General features: G+C 72.3%; 15 protein-coding genes. 7 read left to right on the forward strand and 8 right to left on the reverse strand.

Annotation, left to right across the window (positions count from 1 at the left end; genetic code table 11):
* The first annotated feature begins 99 nt into the window (after nt 1–99).
* Nucleotides 100–339 carry a DUF6479 family protein gene (locus BX283_RS05925; protein ID WP_101392167.1) on the forward strand — a complete coding sequence of 80 codons (240 nt, stop codon included), beginning with the start codon at nt 100–102 and terminating at the stop codon, nt 337–339.
* 22 nt (nt 340–361) lie between these two features.
* Here BX283_RS05925 and BX283_RS05930 read toward each other — a convergent pair whose 3' ends face one another.
* Complete coding sequence (locus tag BX283_RS05930; RefSeq protein WP_101392168.1) at nt 362–832, reverse strand: Dps family protein; 471 nt, start codon at nt 830–832, stop codon at nt 362–364.
* A gap of 197 nt (nt 833–1,029) precedes the next feature.
* On the opposite strand from BX283_RS05930, the gene BX283_RS05935 reads away from it, so the two are divergent.
* Nucleotides 1,030–1,617 (forward strand): nucleosidase, encoded by a 588-nt coding sequence (locus BX283_RS05935; RefSeq protein WP_180357070.1) that lies wholly within the window; start codon nt 1,030–1,032, stop codon nt 1,615–1,617.
* A gap of 7 nt (nt 1,618–1,624) precedes the next feature.
* Here BX283_RS05935 and BX283_RS05940 read toward each other — a convergent pair whose 3' ends face one another.
* Nucleotides 1,625–2,683 (reverse strand): aldo/keto reductase, encoded by a 1,059-nt coding sequence (locus BX283_RS05940; RefSeq protein ID WP_101386597.1) that lies wholly within the window; start codon nt 2,681–2,683, stop codon nt 1,625–1,627.
* Between the two features lie 127 nt (nt 2,684–2,810).
* Here BX283_RS05940 and BX283_RS05945 point away from each other — a divergent pair, with 127 nt between their 5' ends.
* Entirely contained in the window at nt 2,811–3,431 is a 621-nt protein-coding gene (locus tag BX283_RS05945; protein ID WP_101386598.1) for a TetR/AcrR family transcriptional regulator, read from the forward strand.
* Between the two features lie 18 nt (nt 3,432–3,449).
* On the opposite strand, the gene BX283_RS05950 is transcribed toward BX283_RS05945, so the two are convergent.
* A complete protein-coding gene (locus tag BX283_RS05950; protein WP_306822790.1) occupies nt 3,450–5,672 on the reverse strand; it encodes an RICIN domain-containing protein in 2,223 nt (740 codons plus the stop codon).
* Between the two features lie 251 nt (nt 5,673–5,923).
* Here BX283_RS05950 and BX283_RS05955 point away from each other — a divergent pair, with 251 nt between their 5' ends.
* Entirely contained in the window at nt 5,924–8,230 is a 2,307-nt protein-coding gene (locus BX283_RS05955) for a family 20 glycosylhydrolase (RefSeq protein ID WP_101386599.1), read from the forward strand.
* Nucleotides 8,231–8,330: 100 nt separating this feature from the next.
* Here the strand turns inward: BX283_RS05955 and BX283_RS05960 are convergent, their stop codons facing one another.
* Together BX283_RS05960 and BX283_RS05965 are read right to left on the reverse strand one after the other, a co-directional pair.
* Entirely contained in the window at nt 8,331–8,810 is a 480-nt protein-coding gene (locus BX283_RS05960) for an SLATT domain-containing protein (RefSeq protein WP_101392170.1), read from the reverse strand.
* A 181-nt stretch (nt 8,811–8,991) separates the two neighbouring features.
* On the reverse strand, nt 8,992–9,858 hold the full coding sequence (locus tag BX283_RS05965; RefSeq protein WP_101386600.1) for an LLM class flavin-dependent oxidoreductase: 867 nt from the start codon (nt 9,856–9,858) through the stop codon (nt 8,992–8,994).
* Between the two features lie 156 nt (nt 9,859–10,014).
* Here BX283_RS05965 and BX283_RS05970 point away from each other — a divergent pair, with 156 nt between their 5' ends.
* Together BX283_RS05970 and BX283_RS05975 are read left to right on the forward strand one after the other, a co-directional pair.
* The gene (locus BX283_RS05970; protein ID WP_143676391.1) at nt 10,015–10,662 is read left to right on the forward strand and encodes a hypothetical protein; all 648 of its coding nucleotides are present in this window, start codon (nt 10,015–10,017) and stop codon (nt 10,660–10,662) included.
* A gap of 105 nt (nt 10,663–10,767) precedes the next feature.
* Nucleotides 10,768–11,541 (forward strand): maleylpyruvate isomerase family mycothiol-dependent enzyme, encoded by a 774-nt coding sequence (locus tag BX283_RS05975; protein WP_101386602.1) that lies wholly within the window; start codon nt 10,768–10,770, stop codon nt 11,539–11,541.
* A 6-nt stretch (nt 11,542–11,547) separates the two neighbouring features.
* Here the strand turns inward: BX283_RS05975 and BX283_RS05980 are convergent, their stop codons facing one another.
* The 3 genes from BX283_RS05980 to BX283_RS05990 all read right to left on the reverse strand — a co-directional run bounded on the left by BX283_RS05980 (nt 11,548) and on the right by BX283_RS05990 (nt 14,187).
* Nucleotides 11,548–12,183, reverse strand: coding sequence for a histidine phosphatase family protein (locus BX283_RS05980; protein ID WP_257582060.1), 636 nt, complete (start codon nt 12,181–12,183; stop codon nt 11,548–11,550).
* A 121-nt stretch (nt 12,184–12,304) separates the two neighbouring features.
* Nucleotides 12,305–13,480, reverse strand: a complete 1,176-nt coding sequence (locus BX283_RS05985; protein WP_101386604.1) for an agmatine/peptidylarginine deiminase — start codon at nt 13,478–13,480, stop codon at nt 12,305–12,307.
* A gap of 122 nt (nt 13,481–13,602) precedes the next feature.
* Nucleotides 13,603–14,187 (reverse strand): TetR/AcrR family transcriptional regulator, encoded by a 585-nt coding sequence (locus BX283_RS05990; protein WP_101386605.1) that lies wholly within the window; start codon nt 14,185–14,187, stop codon nt 13,603–13,605.
* A gap of 161 nt (nt 14,188–14,348) precedes the next feature.
* Here BX283_RS05990 and BX283_RS05995 point away from each other — a divergent pair, with 161 nt between their 5' ends.
* A complete protein-coding gene (locus BX283_RS05995; RefSeq protein ID WP_101386606.1) occupies nt 14,349–15,680 on the forward strand; it encodes an NAD(P)/FAD-dependent oxidoreductase in 1,332 nt (443 codons plus the stop codon).
* Nucleotide 15,681: the final 1 nt, after the last annotated feature.

A 15,681-nucleotide genomic window follows, 5' to 3' on the forward strand; every position in this document is an offset into this window, starting at 1 on the left:
GCCATGACCGACGCGCTTGCGCCGGTACCCCTGTGCGGGCGCCTCACACGGCCGCGGGGGTGGATGTTTTCTTTCATGCCCACCGGTCACCCGGTGTGCATGAACACCCTCACACTCCCCCAGAACCTCGCCGCGAGCACCTCGTCCTCCTGGCTGTTCACCCTCGTGGGCATCCTCGTCGTGGCCGTCCTGATCGCGGCCTTCTGGTACGGCAGCCGCCGGGCCGCGCGGCGGCCGAAGCCCCCGCAGGAACCCCAGCCGCGCGCGGACTCCTGGCAGACGCCCGACACCGAACCGCCGCAAGGACCGGACGCGCCGGAGCACGACCACCACCTGTAGCGCGCCGGGGCGAGGCTGAGGGTCAGGCGTCCTCCGCCTGGAACATCCAGGCGTGCTTCTCCAGCTCCCCGGTCAGGGTGATCAGCAGGTCCTGGGTGACCGGATCCGGCTTCTCGGTCGCGGCGATCCGCTCCCGCATCCGCTCGATCACCCTGCCCAGGGCGACCACCAGCACCTGCACGGCCTCGGTGTCCTTGATCCAGCCCTCCGGGACGGTGCCGATCGCGGAGGTGGCCGCCACCGTCGCGGCCCGGCCGTCAGGGGTGACACCGAGCGCGGAGGCGCGTTCGGCCACCACGTCGGAATGCTGGCGCGCGGTGGTCACCACCTCGTCGAGCTGGAGGTGGACCGAGCGGAAGCGCGGGCCGACGACGTTCCAGTGCACCTGCTTGGCCGCCAGCGACAGATCCACCAAATCCACCAGGGCACCCTGCAGCGCGGTCCCCACGACCTTCAGGTCGGCATCCGGCAACGTGCTCTTCACGGCAGCCATGGCGTTCTCCATTCCTGTGTATCGAGTCCCGGTGCGTTGTTCCCGGTCTCCGGGATGCGGGTGGGAGGCCTACGCCGTCCCTCTGGTGCGCCTTCCTTGAAACGCGGGGATCAAACCGGGCGCAGGTCAGGAGCACACCCACCGACACACCTGACCCGCCGCCGGAGCACCGGGCGCACGGAAATACCCTGGTCCCCATGGAGCTCTCAGGACACATCGCCACCGACCGACCGCTGCTCGTGCTGGCCGTCAAGGAAGAGGCGCAGTTCCTCGACACGGATCTGCCCGTCCTGCTGACCGGTATGGGCAAGGTGAACGCGGCGGGCGCGCTGGCCGCCGTCCTGGGGCGCGAGCCGCACCCCTCCCAGGTCGTCAACCTGGGGACGGCCGGGGCGCTGCGCCCGGGGTGGACGGGCACCCATGTCATCGGCTCGGTCCTCCAGCACGACCTGGACAGTGATGTGCTGGCCGCGCTGACCGGCGAGGTGTACGGTCCGCCGCTCGACATGTCCGACCGGGGCGGCCCGACGCTGGCGACCGGCGACTCGTTCATAGCCGACGAGGAAGCGCGCGCCCGGCTGGCGCTGCGCGCCCACCTCGTCGACATGGAGGGCTACGCGCTGGCCTCCGTCGCTCAGCGGGCCGGGGTCCCCCTCCGTATCGTCAAGCACGTCAGCGACGAGGCGAGCGAGGGCGCGGCCAGGACGTGGCGCGAGTCGGTGGCCGACTGCGCCCGCGTCCTCGCCGCCTGGGCCGAGGCGAACATAGCGGAGTACACCGCCTGATCCGGTCCTACGCCCCGCCGGCACCCGCCCCGCCCGTCATCGGCGGGTTGAGCCGGGCGAACCCCTCCTGGCGCTCGTACGGGTAGTACGGGTAGGGCGCGGTCCGGCCGCTCGCGGCGTCCAGGCGGGCGACCTGCTCGGCCGTCAGGGCCCAGCCGAGCGCGCCGAGGTTCTGCCGCAGCTGCTCCTCGTTGCGAGCGCCGATGATGACGGAGGAGACGGTGGGGCGGCGCAGCAGCCAGTTGAGGGCGATCTGCGGGATCGTCCTGCCGGTCTCCTCCGCGAGCTCGTCGAGCGTGTCGACCATCCGGTAGAGCAGCTCGTCCTCGACGGGCGGGCCGTAGTCGGCCGTGGTGTGCAAGCGGCTCTGCTCCGGCAGCGGCTGCCCGCGGCGGATCTTGCCGGTGAGCCGGCCCCAGCCGAGCGGGCTCCACACCACCGCGCCGACGCCCTGGTCTGCGCCGAGCGGCATCAGCTCCCACTCGTAGTCACGGCCCACGAGCGAGTAGTACACCTGGTGGGCCGCATAGCGCTGGTAGCCGTACCGGTCCGCCACTGCCTGCGACTTCATCAGCTGCCAGCCGGAGAAGTTGGAGACGCCGGTGTAGCGGATCTTTCCGGCGCGTACGAGATCGTCGAGCGTGGACATGACCTCCTCGATCGGGGTTCCCGCGTCGAAGGCGTGCAGTTGGAAGAGGTCGATGTAGTCGGTGCCGAGGCGGCGCAGCGCGTCCTCGACGCCGCGGATGAGGCGCGAGCGGGAGGTGCCCGCGTCGCCGGGCCCGTCCCCCATCGGCAGTCCGGCCTTGGTGGAGATGATCACCTCGTCGCGCCGCCCCTTGATGGCCGCGCCGAGCACCTCTTCTGAGGCGCCGGCGGAGTAGACGTCGGCGGTGTCGAACATGGTGACCCCGGCCTCCAGGCAGATGTCCACCAGTCGGCGCGCCTGCTCCGCGTCGGTGTCGCCCCAGGCGCCGAAGAGCTCCCCGCGCCCGCCGAAGGTCCCGGCCCCGAAGCTCAGCGCCGGCACCATCAGCCCCGACGCGCCCAGCCGCCTGTATTCCATGACAGGTTCCTCTCCGTATGCAGCCGGTGCGGTCGCCGGTCGGCGACCACTAACGGTTCTGCGGTTCCGTTAGGATGTGCCCACAACGTAACAGAGCCTCACCCGCTAATGGAACAGGAGACCCGTTATGACTTCGGGAGACGCAGATCCGGGGACCGTCCGGCCGGGCGGCCGGACCGCTCGCGTACGGACCGCCGTGCTCGCCGCCGCCGGTGACGCGCTCGCGGAGGGCGGTCTCGCCGAGCTGGACCTCGCCGATGTGGCCCGGCGCGCCGAGGTCGGCAAGACCACGGTCTACCGGCGCTGGGGCACTCCGGCCGGTCTTGTTGCCGACCTGCTCGCGGACATGGCCGAGCAGTCGCTGCCGCACACGGAGACGGGGACGCTCCTGGGCGATCTGCGCGCCAACGCCCGGCTCGTCCAGCGCACCCTGGCCGACGCCCGCCAGGGCCCCCTCTTCAAGGCGGTGATCGCCGCGGCGACCTGCGACGGCCAGACGGCCGCCGCCCTGCACCGCTTCTACGAGACGCGCGTCGACGAATGGGCGCCGTGTGTCCAACAGGCCGTCGAGCGGGGGGAGTTGGCGAAGGGGACCGACACCCGCGAAGTGATCCGCGCGGTCTCGGCCCCCCTGTACTACCGCCTCCTGACCACCGCCACCCCGCTCGACGAGGCGGCGGCGGACCGCGCCGCCGAGGCCGCGGCCGCCGCCGCACACGCGGGCGTCTTCACGACCGCGCAGGACTGAGAGCCTGTCGCGGGCCCGTCAGGTGATCGTCCACTGCTGGAGCGCACTGTGGGTGTCCGCCTGCTGCGTCACCCGGCCGCCGTCGGATCCCGACGACGTCGTCAGCAGCAGTCCGCTGTGCGCGTTGGCGATCGTGTAGGCGTCCGAGGCGAGCCGGGTGACCCTCCAGCGCTGGTTCGCACCGCCCGTGCACGTCCACTGGATCACCGCCGTACCGGGTGCGGTGAGCCCGCCCTCGTCGTCGGCGCACAGGTTCGAATAGGCGTTGACGAGCGTGTACGAGCCGTCGGACTGCTGGGTGAAGTTCCACGTCTGGTTGGTCCCGCCGTTGAGCGACCAGGTGACCAGCCGGATCCCGGGCGCCTTGGACCAGTCGGGGTCGTCGAGCGCCTTGCCGGACACGGAGACGGTGTGCGGGCCGTTCAGGTTCGCCGGGGCCGAGCCGGTCGCCGTCAGGGTCAGCGTCTGCTCGGCGGCGGTGCGCGAGCCGCCGACGCCGCTGCCCGTCGTGTCGGTCCAGGTGCGGATCGGCGTGGTCTCGGCGAGGCGCGCCGCCTGGGACGACATACCGAGCACCAGTCCGCTGTAGCGGTTGACCAGCCGGTACGCCCCGCTGCGCACACCGCCGGACGACACCTGCGGGACGATGAACCACTGCTGCCCGACCGTGGGACCGCCACTGCCGGGCGCTGTGGCGGACGGTTGGGCCGCCCAGGCACGTCCGGCCTTCGCGGCGGAGTCGACGCCTAGCAGGTTGCCGGTGGCCGCGTTGGCGATCCGGTACGAGCCGTCGCCGTTGCCCGTGAAGGTCCACGCCTCCAGGTTCGACCCGGTGGCGGGGGCCAGGGAGGTGACCGACGGGCCGCCGGAGGTCTGGGCGAGCACCCGGCCGGATCCGCTGCCGATGCGGTAGGCCTTCGCGGGGTCGACGGGTGGGGCGGCGGGCGCGGAGGAGCCCACGGTGACCTCGGCGTACTCGCCGTCGGATCGGGCGCAGGCGATGGAGCAGTAGGACCGGAAGGTCTTGCCGACGATCGTCGAGCTGGTCCGGTTCGCGGAGTCCACCATCCAGCGGTACCAGGAGCCGGAGGTGTAGCTGCCCGAGTCCCCGATCAGCCGCCACTTCTGCGTCGACAGGTCATCGGTCACGTAGAAGCGCTGGGGCGCCGTCCCCGAGACGACTTCGGGCTCGCCGATGTAGAGGCCGAGGTGGGCGTCGTAGGCGATGTTCATGATGAACAGGTCCGACTTGGCGGGGAGTTCGCCCGCCGCGACCTGCTGGTCGACGGTTCCGCCGTTGGCGGGGTCGTAGTCGTCGGCCACGGGTGTGTAGCCGGTCGGGTTCGCCGAGGTCACCGGCACCATGTTGCTCTCCCGGCCGCCCACACCGGGCTGCGACCAGGCGCCGTCGTACCACTTCGACCAGGAGCCGCTCGCCATCTTCGACGAGATCGGCGCCCGGGCGACGTGCGCCAGCCCGCCGGTGCTGCCGCCGGTGCCGCCCTTGGGGACGACCCGCGAGCCGTAGTAGACGTAGAAGTAGCCCGACGCCGGGTCGACGAACAGCCGCTGGTCTCCGTCGCCGTAGTTGTACGTCTGCTGCGGGAAGGCCGTCGAGTCGTCGCGGGTGGTGCCGTACGGCGAGGTGATGGCGTGGCCGAGGATGGTCCACACCTTGCCCTGGTTCCTGGAGACCGCGTAGTCGATGGCGTCGTAGTGCAGGCCGTCGCCGAAGGGCTGCGGGGTGAACTCGTTGTGCACCAGGCCGTACCAGTCCCCCGTGTCCGGGTCGGCCCACACCCCGACCAGGTCGCAGAAGTTCTTCTGGGAGTAGCCCGAGCCCGGCCCTGCGGACGTCGCCGTCACACCGGTGGGGCTGTTGTTGCAGCGCCAGGTGGTGTCGTTGTTCCTGTCGCTGGAGTTGGCCGGGTTCACGGCGTCGCTGATCGTGGCCGACCGGGTGGCGTCGTCGAAGTCCGTACCGGTGTAGAAGTCCCAGTACCGCGGCTCGCTCGCGCCGTAGAGCGCGGCGGACTGCTGGAAGTAGAACGTGCCGTCCTTGTCGACGTAGGAGGCGGCGGGGGTGTCGGTCGGGTACTTGTAGGGGTTCACCGACCCGATCGAGATCGTGTACGTGGCGTCGGGCGCGGCCGCCGACGCCGGATTTGGAGCCGACACGACGCCGGCCAGCAGGGGGATGGCCGCGGCCGCTGCCGCGAGGGCTCTTCGCAGGCGTGACACAGGTCGTCGTCCTTTCTCTCCAAGGAACGTCGGCCCGATCCCACTGCCGGTGACGGCCCGGAGTACATGTGTTTTCGTCGTCGCCTCTTGGGTTTTCGTGCGCGGACACCGCCGCACAAGCCCTCGCCCTGCTCAATCACGCGCGATATCGCGGAGTTTCGAGCATCTCTTGACATGCACGCGGCACTGCGCTGCACTGGCGCCACTCACCTCGCACGCCCCCTGCCCCCTTCCACGACCAGGGATACGCCATGCGACTGCTCAGATTCCTGATCGCCACGGTCTGCGCGCTGGCCGCGATCGCCCTGCCCGGCCTCGCCGCCGCGCCCGCCCAGGCGGCCGCCGGGCCCCCGCAGACCGTGCCGGCGCTGCGGCAGTGGACGGCCGGCTCCGGCACGTACACCTTCACCGCCACCAGCAAGATCGCCGTCGACCCCGCCCACACCGCCCAACTCTCCGACGAAGCCGCCACGTTGGCGGACGACCTGGCCGCCCAGACCGGGCGGACCGTGGCCGTCGTCACCGGGACGCCCGCCACCGGCGACATCGGACTCACCCTCGGCGACGGCACGCTGCCCGCCGAGGGCTACCGGATGACCGTCGGCCAGGCCGTCACCATCCAGGCGGCCACCGACACGGGCGCCTTCTACGGCACCCGCACCCTCCTCCAACTGCTCAACCAGTCCCCCTCGGTGCCCGCCGGAACGGCCGTGGACTGGCCCACCAAGCCCGAGCGCGGCCTCATGATCGACCAGGGCCGGAAGTTCTTCACCGTCGCCTGGATCCGGCAGCACATCAAAGAACTGGCCTACCTCAAGCTCAACTACTTCCACTTCCACCTGTCGGACACGTTCGGCTTCCGGCTCGAAAGCTCCACCCACCCGGAGATCGTCTCCGCCGACCACTACACCAAGCAGGACATCGCCGACCTGGTGGCACTCGGGCAGAAGTACCACGTCACCATCGTCCCGGAGATCGACACCCCCGGGCACATGAACGCGGTCCTGGCCGCCCATCCCGAGCTCAAGCTCAAGAACAGCTCCGGCACGGCCAGCGCCGAGTTCATCGACCTCTCGCTGCCCGGCACGTACACCCTGATCAAGGACCTGATCAACGAGTACCTGCCGCTCTTCCCGGCCCGCTACTGGCACATCGGCGCGGACGAGTACGTCACCGACTACAGCAGCTATCCGCAACTGCTCAGCTACGCCCGCGCCCACTACGGCGCCAACGCCACCGCCAAGGACACCTACTACGGGTACGTCAACTGGGCCGACGCGCTGGTGCGGGCAGGCGGAAAGACCACCCGGATGTGGAACGACGGCATCAAGTCCGGCGACGGCACCGTCACCCCGAACGCGGACATCCTCGTCGAGTACTGGTACAACTACGGCCTCACCCCGCAGCAACTGGCGGCGGCCGGGCACACCGTGGCCAACGAGTCCTGGACACCCACCTATTACGTCCTCGGGGGCGCCAAACCCGACACCAAGTGGATGTACGAGACGTGGACGCCGGATCTGTTCCAGGGCAACAACACCCTCACCGACCCGGCGAGGAACCCGGGTTCGCTGATCCACGTGTGGTGCGACAACCCCAACGCCGAGACCGAGGACCAGATCGCGGGCGGCATCATGTACCCGCTGCGCGGCCTGGCCCAGCAGACCTGGGGGTCCCCCAAGCCGGTGAGCAGTTACGCCGCGTTCACCCCGATCGTCGCGGCCGTCGGCCACAACCCCGCCTGGCCCGGCCTCGCCCAGCCCGGCAACCTCGCCCGCAACCGCCCCACCACCGCCTCCAGCACCGAGACGGTCAACTTCCCGGCCGCCTCGGCCACCGACGGCGACGGCGCCACCCGCTGGTCCAGCGCGTACAGCGACCCGCAGTGGCTCCAGGTCGACCTCGGCTCCACACAGAACGTCGACCGCGTGGTGCTGCGCTGGGAGGCCGCGTACGGCAAGGCCTTCCAGATCCAGCTCTCCGACGACGCCACGGCCTGGCGCACGCTCTACTCCACCACCAGCGGCACCGGCGGTGTGCAGGACCTCACCGGGCTCTCCGGATCCGGGCGCTACCTCCGTCTGTACGCCACCCAGCGCGGCACGTCGTACGGGTACTCGCTGTACGAGTTCGAGGCGTACGGCGGCCAGTTGAGCGGAACCCGGACGCTCACCGCGGGCGGCAAGGCGCTCGACGACCCGGCGAGCTCCGGCACGTCCGGCACCCAGCTGATCACCTGGACCCCGCACGGCGGGCCCAACCAGCAGTGGCAGCTGACCCTCAACGCCGACGGCAGCCACACCATGGTGAACGGCGCCTCCAAGCTCTGCGCGGACGTGGCCGGGAGTGCCACGACCGCGGGCGCCGCCGTCGTCCAGGCGACCTGCAACGGCCGCGACAGCCAGCGCTGGCAGCTCACCGCCCTGGGCGGGGGCCGCTACACGGTCGCCAACAAGAACAGCGCGCTCCTGCTGACCACCGCGTCGGGCGCCGACGGCGCCCTGGTCACCCAGCAGACGGCCAACGGCTCGACGTACCAGCAGTGGACGGTCGCCTGAGCGGGTCCGGTGGCTCCGGGGGGCGTGTGGCGTCCCCCGGAGCCGGACCGGGATGACGGGCAGGGTCACGTGACCGAGGAGGCCGCGTGACCCTGTGGTGTCACTGCGGCAACTGACCGCCCGGCACCGGCCCCGGCCCCGGCCGCAGTCCGCGGCGGCCCGCCGCCCAGTTCTGCACCTCGGTGGTCGCCACGTCCTCGATCTCCTCCTGGAGCCGCCGGCGGACGGCCTCGTCCCGCTCCTCCTCCGGGATCAGCCGGTAGCGCCGGATCGCCAGCCGCAGCCTGGACCAGGCCTCCGCGGAGAGCACATGGCGCTCGGCGTGGTTGAACACCTGCCGGAACCCGCCGATGAAGACGGTGAGCCCGGCCAGCGTGGCGGTGGCCGCGGCGGGCGCCCGGATGCCCGCCGCGACGACGGTGGCGGCGCCGGTGAGCAGCGCGCCGAGCTCGGTGGCCCAGTGCCACCGCCGGGCCCGGTCGCGGGCCCGCGCGTACCAGTCGAGGTCGGAGAGGGCCTGCTCCAGGAGGGGGTCGTCGACCGGGGCGGGCTGCGGTGGTGTGGGTCTGCGTATCGGCACGGCCTTATGTTCCCCCGGCTGGGCCGGTTCGGGGGCGCGATCCCCGTGATGGCCTTCCCGGTAGCGGCCGGGTGTGGTGCCGAACTCCCTGCTGAAGGCGTGGGAGAAGGCGTACCGGGTGCCGTATCCGATCCGGGCGGCGTCGGCCATCGGCCAACGGCCTTCAGCCATCGGCTGAGGGTCAGGGCACCAGCGGGCGGACCTGCTCGGCGGTGAAGCGGACGAACGCCTCGGCATCCGGCTCGTCGGCGGTGGGTTCGAGGATCACGCTGTCCGCCCCGGCCTCGGCGAGCCGCCGCACCGCCTCCGCGACGGCGGCGGCGTCCCCGGCCACGCCGAACCCGTCCCCGCCCTGCTTCGCCGCGAGCTCCGCACGCACCCGTGCGGCGGCGTCAGGGCCGGTGGCGGCGAGCAGATACACCACCAGGGGGTGGTGGTCGGTACGGGCGGCCGCGGCCCGGCCCTCGTCGACGAGCGTACGGGCCCGGCGCACCCCGTCCGGGCCGGTGCCCGCCACCAGGACGCTGCCGTCGGACGCCTCGCCGGACAGGCGCAGGGTGCGCGGGCCGGTCGCACCCGACAGCACCGGGGCGGGTCCGAGCGGCGGATAGTCCAGGGCGACCCCGTCGAGCCGCACATAGCGCCCGTCGACGGTGACGCTCTTCCCGGCCAACAGGCCGCGCAGCGCGCCGAGATGCTCCCGCAGCAGCGTCAGCGGCGACTCGGCCCGCGCCCCGACCTGCTCCATCCAGTCCTGGACGCCGTGCCCGACGGCCAGCGTGACGCGGCCGGGGAAGAGCCGGTGCAGCGTCGCGCTCTCCATCGCGGTCAGCGCCACATTGCGCAGCGGCACCGGCAGCAGCCCGACGCCCACGTGCAGCCGCTCGGTCCACGCGAGCGTCGCCGCCGCGGCGGCGACGCCGCTCTCCAGGAAGCAGTCCTCCCAGAGCCAGAGCTGTTCCAGACCGGCGGAGTCGGCGGCGAGGGCGACGGAGCGGAGGCGTTCGGGAGCGTTCTGCGGGCGGAAGACGGCGCCAAGTGTGGTCATGGCGGGGTTACTTCCCCTGGTGGCGGCGGGCCGAAACGGTCGGAGGGAACTGGTGTGCCCACGGATGACCGTGTGAGCGCAGATGAGTATCTGTGAGTACCGGACTGAGTACGACCGCTCAGGTCCATGCCCGGCCCCGCCGCCGAAACTGGGGTCATGACAACACCGCCCTCCGTGAGCACCTCGCCCTTTCCCCCCGCGCCTTCCCACCGGCCCGGGCACCCACGCGGTCGGCGCGCCTGGATCGTCGGCGCCGTCGCGGCGCTGGTCCTGGTGCTCGTCGCCGGGGCGACGGTGTGGTGGCTGACCAGGGACGAGGACGATTCCCCGCTGGCCGGGCGGCCGCGCGTGACGGACGACTCGGCCGGGCTCTCGTACGCCGTGCCCGAGGGCTGGAAGAGCAACGACGGCAAGGACCTGATCCAGGCCTTCACCTCCTCGATCACCACGAAGGGCTCCGGCGGCCAGGGCGGCGCCGCCGTGCTCGCCGGGCGGGGCAGGGGCATCGAGGAGTCGGAGCTGAAGCAGCGGACGGAGACGGCGGCGCGCTCCAACGCGGAGTTCTTCTACCCCGACGGCAAGTCGACGGTGGAGGAGTCCGAGGCCACGACGGTGAGCGGCCACCCCGCCTACACGGTGGCGCTGAGTGTGCGGGACGACAGCGGCAGGGCGGGCCGGATGCGCCTGACCATCGTCACGCGCGGCGGTGACCGCTCGGCCTTCCTGCTCGGCGTCACCGAGTCGCCCCAGCCGGGCGACAACGAGGTGGTCGACGCGGTGCTGGCGAGTGCCGCCACGAAGTGAGGGCAGCCCTTGCCCTGCCCGCCTCCATGCGGCCGCAGCGGCTGTGACACGCTGCCACTGACGGAGAAATGACGGAGAAACCGGCCCGCCAGGAGGCGCCCCACCATGAACACCGCCGAACCGCTCGACCACCGGACGGCCGTCGCCGCGGAGAGCGCCCGGTTCGCGGGCCTGGTCAAGGGCGCCGATCTGACGCTGGCCGTGCCCACCTGCCCTGGCTGGACCCTCGTCGACCTGATCAAGCACACCGGCGGCGCCCAGCGCATGTTCACGGCACTGGTGCGCGCCCGCGTCCAGGAGCGGCCCAAGAGCCGCGACGTGGACCTGCGGCTGCCGGAGCGGGAGGACGGCTACGCCGACTGGCTGGCGGCGGGCGCGGCCGAGGCGGCGGAGGCGTTCGCGGGCACCGACCTCGACGCGCCGATGTGGGTCTGGGGCGCGGACGGCCACGCCCGCTTCTGGGTGCGCCGGATGCTGTTCGAGACCCTGGTGCACCGCGTCGACGCGGAGCGGACCCTCGGCCTGGACTTCGAGATCGACCGCGCGCTCGCCCGGGACGGCGTCGACGAGTTCCTGGTCAACCTCCCCTACGCCACGTTCTTCGCGCCCAAGGTCGCTGAGCTGCGCGGCGCCGGAGCCGTCCAGCACATCCGGTTCACATGCGCGGACACGGACGCCGCATGGCTCGTACAGCTGCGCCCCGACGGCTTCGGTGTCGTCCCGGACGGCGCCGGCACGGCCGCCGACGCGACCGTCCGGGCAACCGCCGCCGACCTCCTGCTGCTCGTCTACGGCCGCCTCGACCGCTCGGCCGGGTCGGTGGAGACGAGCGGGGACGCGGAGCTGCTGGACCGCTGGTTCGCCAACTCCGCGTTCTGAGCGGGCTCAGGCGTCGCCCGCCAGCAGCCCCTGCGCCGCCGCGCGGAACGACCACCTGCCCGCCCGCCGCGTGAACACCCAGACGAGGTCGAACCGTTCGGGCCATGCCTTCGGCGCCCCGCAGTCCCCGGCCCCCAGCGCCCGTACGATGTCCGGGATCCGGGAGTGCTCCCAGCAGATCAGGACCGGGGCCGGGGCCGCCAACGCGGCGGCGGCCAGCGCGCTCTCCTGACTCTCCGCGATCGAGACGTTCACGCGCTCGTGCAGCGCCTCGGCCAGGGGCGCGACGGTCTGGCGCATCCGGTGCGCACCGGAGTGCGGTCCGGTGTCCGCCGCCGCGAAGAGGGTGGCGGGCCGTGGCAGCAGCGGGGCGGCCCGCCCGGGGGCCACGACGAACAGCCCGGGCAGGGCTTTCGCGCGCTGCCAGCCGCGTTCGGTCAGCGACTTCTTGTCCCGCTGACCGCTCTCGTTCCGGCCCCGCTCGCCCCTGCCGGGCTTCTCACCGTGCCGGATGATCATGATGGTGGTGTCGGCCCCGGAATCGGAAGCTGACCTGGAGTCGGCGTCGCCCTTTGCGCCGCACCCGCTCAGCGCGAGCGGAACACCCAGCGCCAGGCCCGTCAGCACGGTACGACGGGCCACCCCGCTCCCCCGTTCCACCGCACCCTCCCACCCGCGAACCGTCATACGTACCCGGGCAGACGGAAGATCCGGCGCCGGGGTTCCCAAAGCGAGCCGACCCACCGGGCCAGGTGCCCGCGCCTCACTCCGTGGGCCTGCCCGGCTGGTCGTGGGTCGAGCAGTGGATGCCGCCTCCGCCCGAGGCGATGGCGTCGATCCTCACGGCCACGACCTCCCGGCCGGGGAAGTGGTCGCGCAGGATCCCCTTGGCGCAGTCGTCGGCCTTCGTGTCGCCGAACTCCGGTACGAACACGGCCCCGTTGGCGACGTAGAAGTTGACGTACGAGGTGAGCATCTCGGGGTCGGTGCCCGTGATGCGGTCGGGGTCGGGCTGCGGCAGGTCGATGACCTGGATCTTCTTGCCGCGCGCGTCGGTGGTGTCCTTGAGGACCCGCCTCGCCTGGTCGGCCGAGCGGGACCAGGAGTCCGCGGGCTCGCCCGGGAACGCCCGATCCAGGAGGACGACTCCGGGCGCGACGAAGCGGGCCAGCGAGTCGACGTGCGCGTCGGTGATGTCCTCGCCGCGCACGCCGTCGAACCAGATCACCTTCGCCACTCCGAACACGCGCTTCAGCTCGTCCTCGATCTGCTGCCGGGACTTGCCGCGGTTGCGGTTGTCGTTGACCACCGAGCTCTCGGTGACCATCAGCGTGCCCGCACCGTCGGTCTCGAACGAGCCGCCCTCGGCCACCAGCCAGGTCCGCTCGCGCGGGACGCCGTACTTGCCGAGCACCGCACGGGCGACCCCGGCGTCGTCGGCGTGCCGCTGCTTGTTGCCCCAGCCGCTGAAGTTGAGGTCGACGCCGCGCACCTGCCCGCCGTCCTCCACGAACACCGGCACCGTGTCCCTGGCCCACAGGTCGTCCACCGGGACCGGTACGACCTCGACGTCCTGCCCGCAGGCTTGCTGCGCCGCCCGCGCCTGCCCGGGGCGGGCCAGCAGGACCACGGGTTCGTGGGCGCCGACGGCACGCGCGAGGGCCGCGATGTCCTTGCGGACCGCGGGCAGTTGACCGCCCCAGATGCCTGTGGAGGCGGGCCAGCACATGTACGTACGGGCATGGCTCTCCCACTCGGCGCCCAGGCGGCGGCCTCCGGCGGGGCCCGGCGCCCGGCCGGAGGGTGACGGGGACGAGGCGGTCTGCGACATCGCGTCCTCCGGGGAGCACGCCGTGGCACCGAGAGCGGCAGCGCCGGTCGCCGCCAGAGTACGCAGTGCGGCGCGACGGGTGAAGGGGGGCTTCGAGGGCTGTGCCATGTCCGCACTGTGTCACTGACTGAAAATTCGGTCAAGAATGGAGGGAGCGGGCGTGCCCCGTGGATTTTCTTGGCGAAAGTGGACTTTTTGCCGAGACGAGCCGAAGCGGGCCGGGGCGGGCTCTACTCGCGCGCCGCGGGCCCCAGCTCCAGGACCAGCGCGTCCCGCAGCAGGCCCCGCGCGCGCTCCAACGTCAGCGTGCCCGTCAGCCAGCGCTCGCTCAGGCCCTCCACCAGCGCGGTGATCCGCTCGGCCGCGTCGGCCGCGACCACCTCGTCGCGGACCGTGCCCGCCTCCTGGGCCCGGCGGACCAGGTCGGCGGCGTACTCGACCCAGCGGGCCGTGGACTCGCGCAGCTGCTCGCGCAGGTCGGCATCGAACCTGGCGCTCGCCCGGAACTCCCCCCACGCGGTGCTGTTCTCCACCACCACCGGGTCGTCCTGCAGTTCGAGGAGCAGCATCTCCTCCAGGTGGCGCCGGGGGTCGGTGCGGGGGCTCGCGGACGGTTCCGTATAGCGCTCGGCGCGCTCGTTGATGAACTCGAGGGTGCGCCGCATCAGGCCCGCGCGGTCGCCGAAGTGGTAGTAGACGAGCCCGGTCGACACCGACGCCTCCGCCGCCAGTTCCTCGACCCGCAGACCGCGCACTCCGCGTCGGGCGATGAGGCGGGTCGCGGTTTCGAGGATGAGCTGCTGGCGCGTGGACACCCGGACAGCCTAGCTGCGTGATCGTGCCCGGACAGTCATGCCCGGCCTCGCCCGGCACGACCGCGCGCACCCGGTGATGCGCCCCGGCCCGTGTTTGGCCCCGCCCCACCAAGGGCACGCGGGAACCCTGTCCGCCTGCCCCCAGCCACCGGGAGCCGAACGTGACCACCCCTACTCCGGACCGCCCCCGCATCGTCGTCGTCGGGGCCGGGTTCGCCGGATACCAGGCCGCCCGCACCCTCTCCCGCCGGATGCGCGGCCGCGCCCGCATCACCCTGCTCAACCCCACGGACTACTTCCTCTATCTCCCCCTGCTCCCCCAGGTCTCCGCCGGAATCCTGGAGCCGCGCCGGGTCACCGTCTCGCTCAGCGGGACGCTGCCCGGGGTGCGGCTCGTGCTCGGCGAGGCCGGACGGGTCGATCTGGACACCTCGACGGTGTACTACACGGGGCCCGAGGGGGTGCCGGGCGAGCTGGCGTACGACCGGCTGGTGCTCGCCGTCGGCAGCGTCAACAAGCTGCTTCCGGTGCCCGGGGTCACCGAGCACGCGCACGGCTTCCGGGGGATGCCGGAGGCGCTGTATCTGCGCGACCACGTCACCCGGCAGATGGAGCTGGCCGCGCAGGGCACCGACACCGCCGAGGAGCGGGCCGCGCGGCGCACCTTCGTGGTGGTCGGCGGCGGCTACACCGGCACCGAGGTGGCCGCACAGGGCAAGCTGTTCACCGACGCCCTCGACCGGCGCGCACCGGCGCGCTGGATCCTGCTCGACCTCGCCGACCGGCTGCTGCCCGAACTCGACCGCAGGCTGTCCGCCACGGCCGAGCGGGTGCTGCGCCGCCGGGGTGTCGACGTGCGTACCGGCACCTCGGTGAAGGAGGCCACCGAGGACGGGGTGCACCTGGACGACGGGGAGTTCATCCCGACCCGCACCCTGATCTGGTGCGTGGGCGTGCGGCCGGATCCGCTGGTCTCGGAGCTCGGGCTGGCCGTGGAGCGCGGACGGCTCCTCGTGGAGCCGCAGCTGAACGTGCCGGGCCGCCCCGAGGTGTTCGCCTGCGGCGACGCGGCGGCCGTGCCCGACCTCACCCGGCCCGGCGAGTTCACCCCGATGACCGCGCAGCACGCCTCCCGGCAGGGCAAGACGGCCGCGCTCAACGTGGCCGCCTCGCTCGGCTATGGCACCCAACAACCGTACAAGCACCATGACTTGGGGTTCGTCGTGGACCTCGGCGGGGTGCAGGCCGCCGCCAATCCGCTCGGCGTGCCGCTCTCGGGCCCCCTCGCCGGCGCCGTCACCCGCGGCTACCACCTCGCCGCCATGCCCGGCAACCGGGTGCGCGTGGCCGCCGACTGGCTGCTCGACGCCGTACTCCCCCGCCAGGGCGTCCAGCTGGGCCTGGTGCGGTCCTGGTCGGTGCCGCTGGACACGGCGACCCCGGAGCAGGCCCGCATCCCGGGCGGCCCCGCACCCGCGACCCGAAAGGACTGAC

The sequence above is a fragment of the Streptomyces sp. TLI_146 genome (assembly GCF_002846415.1).
Taxonomy (GTDB): Bacteria; Actinomycetota; Actinomycetes; order Streptomycetales; family Streptomycetaceae; genus Streptomyces.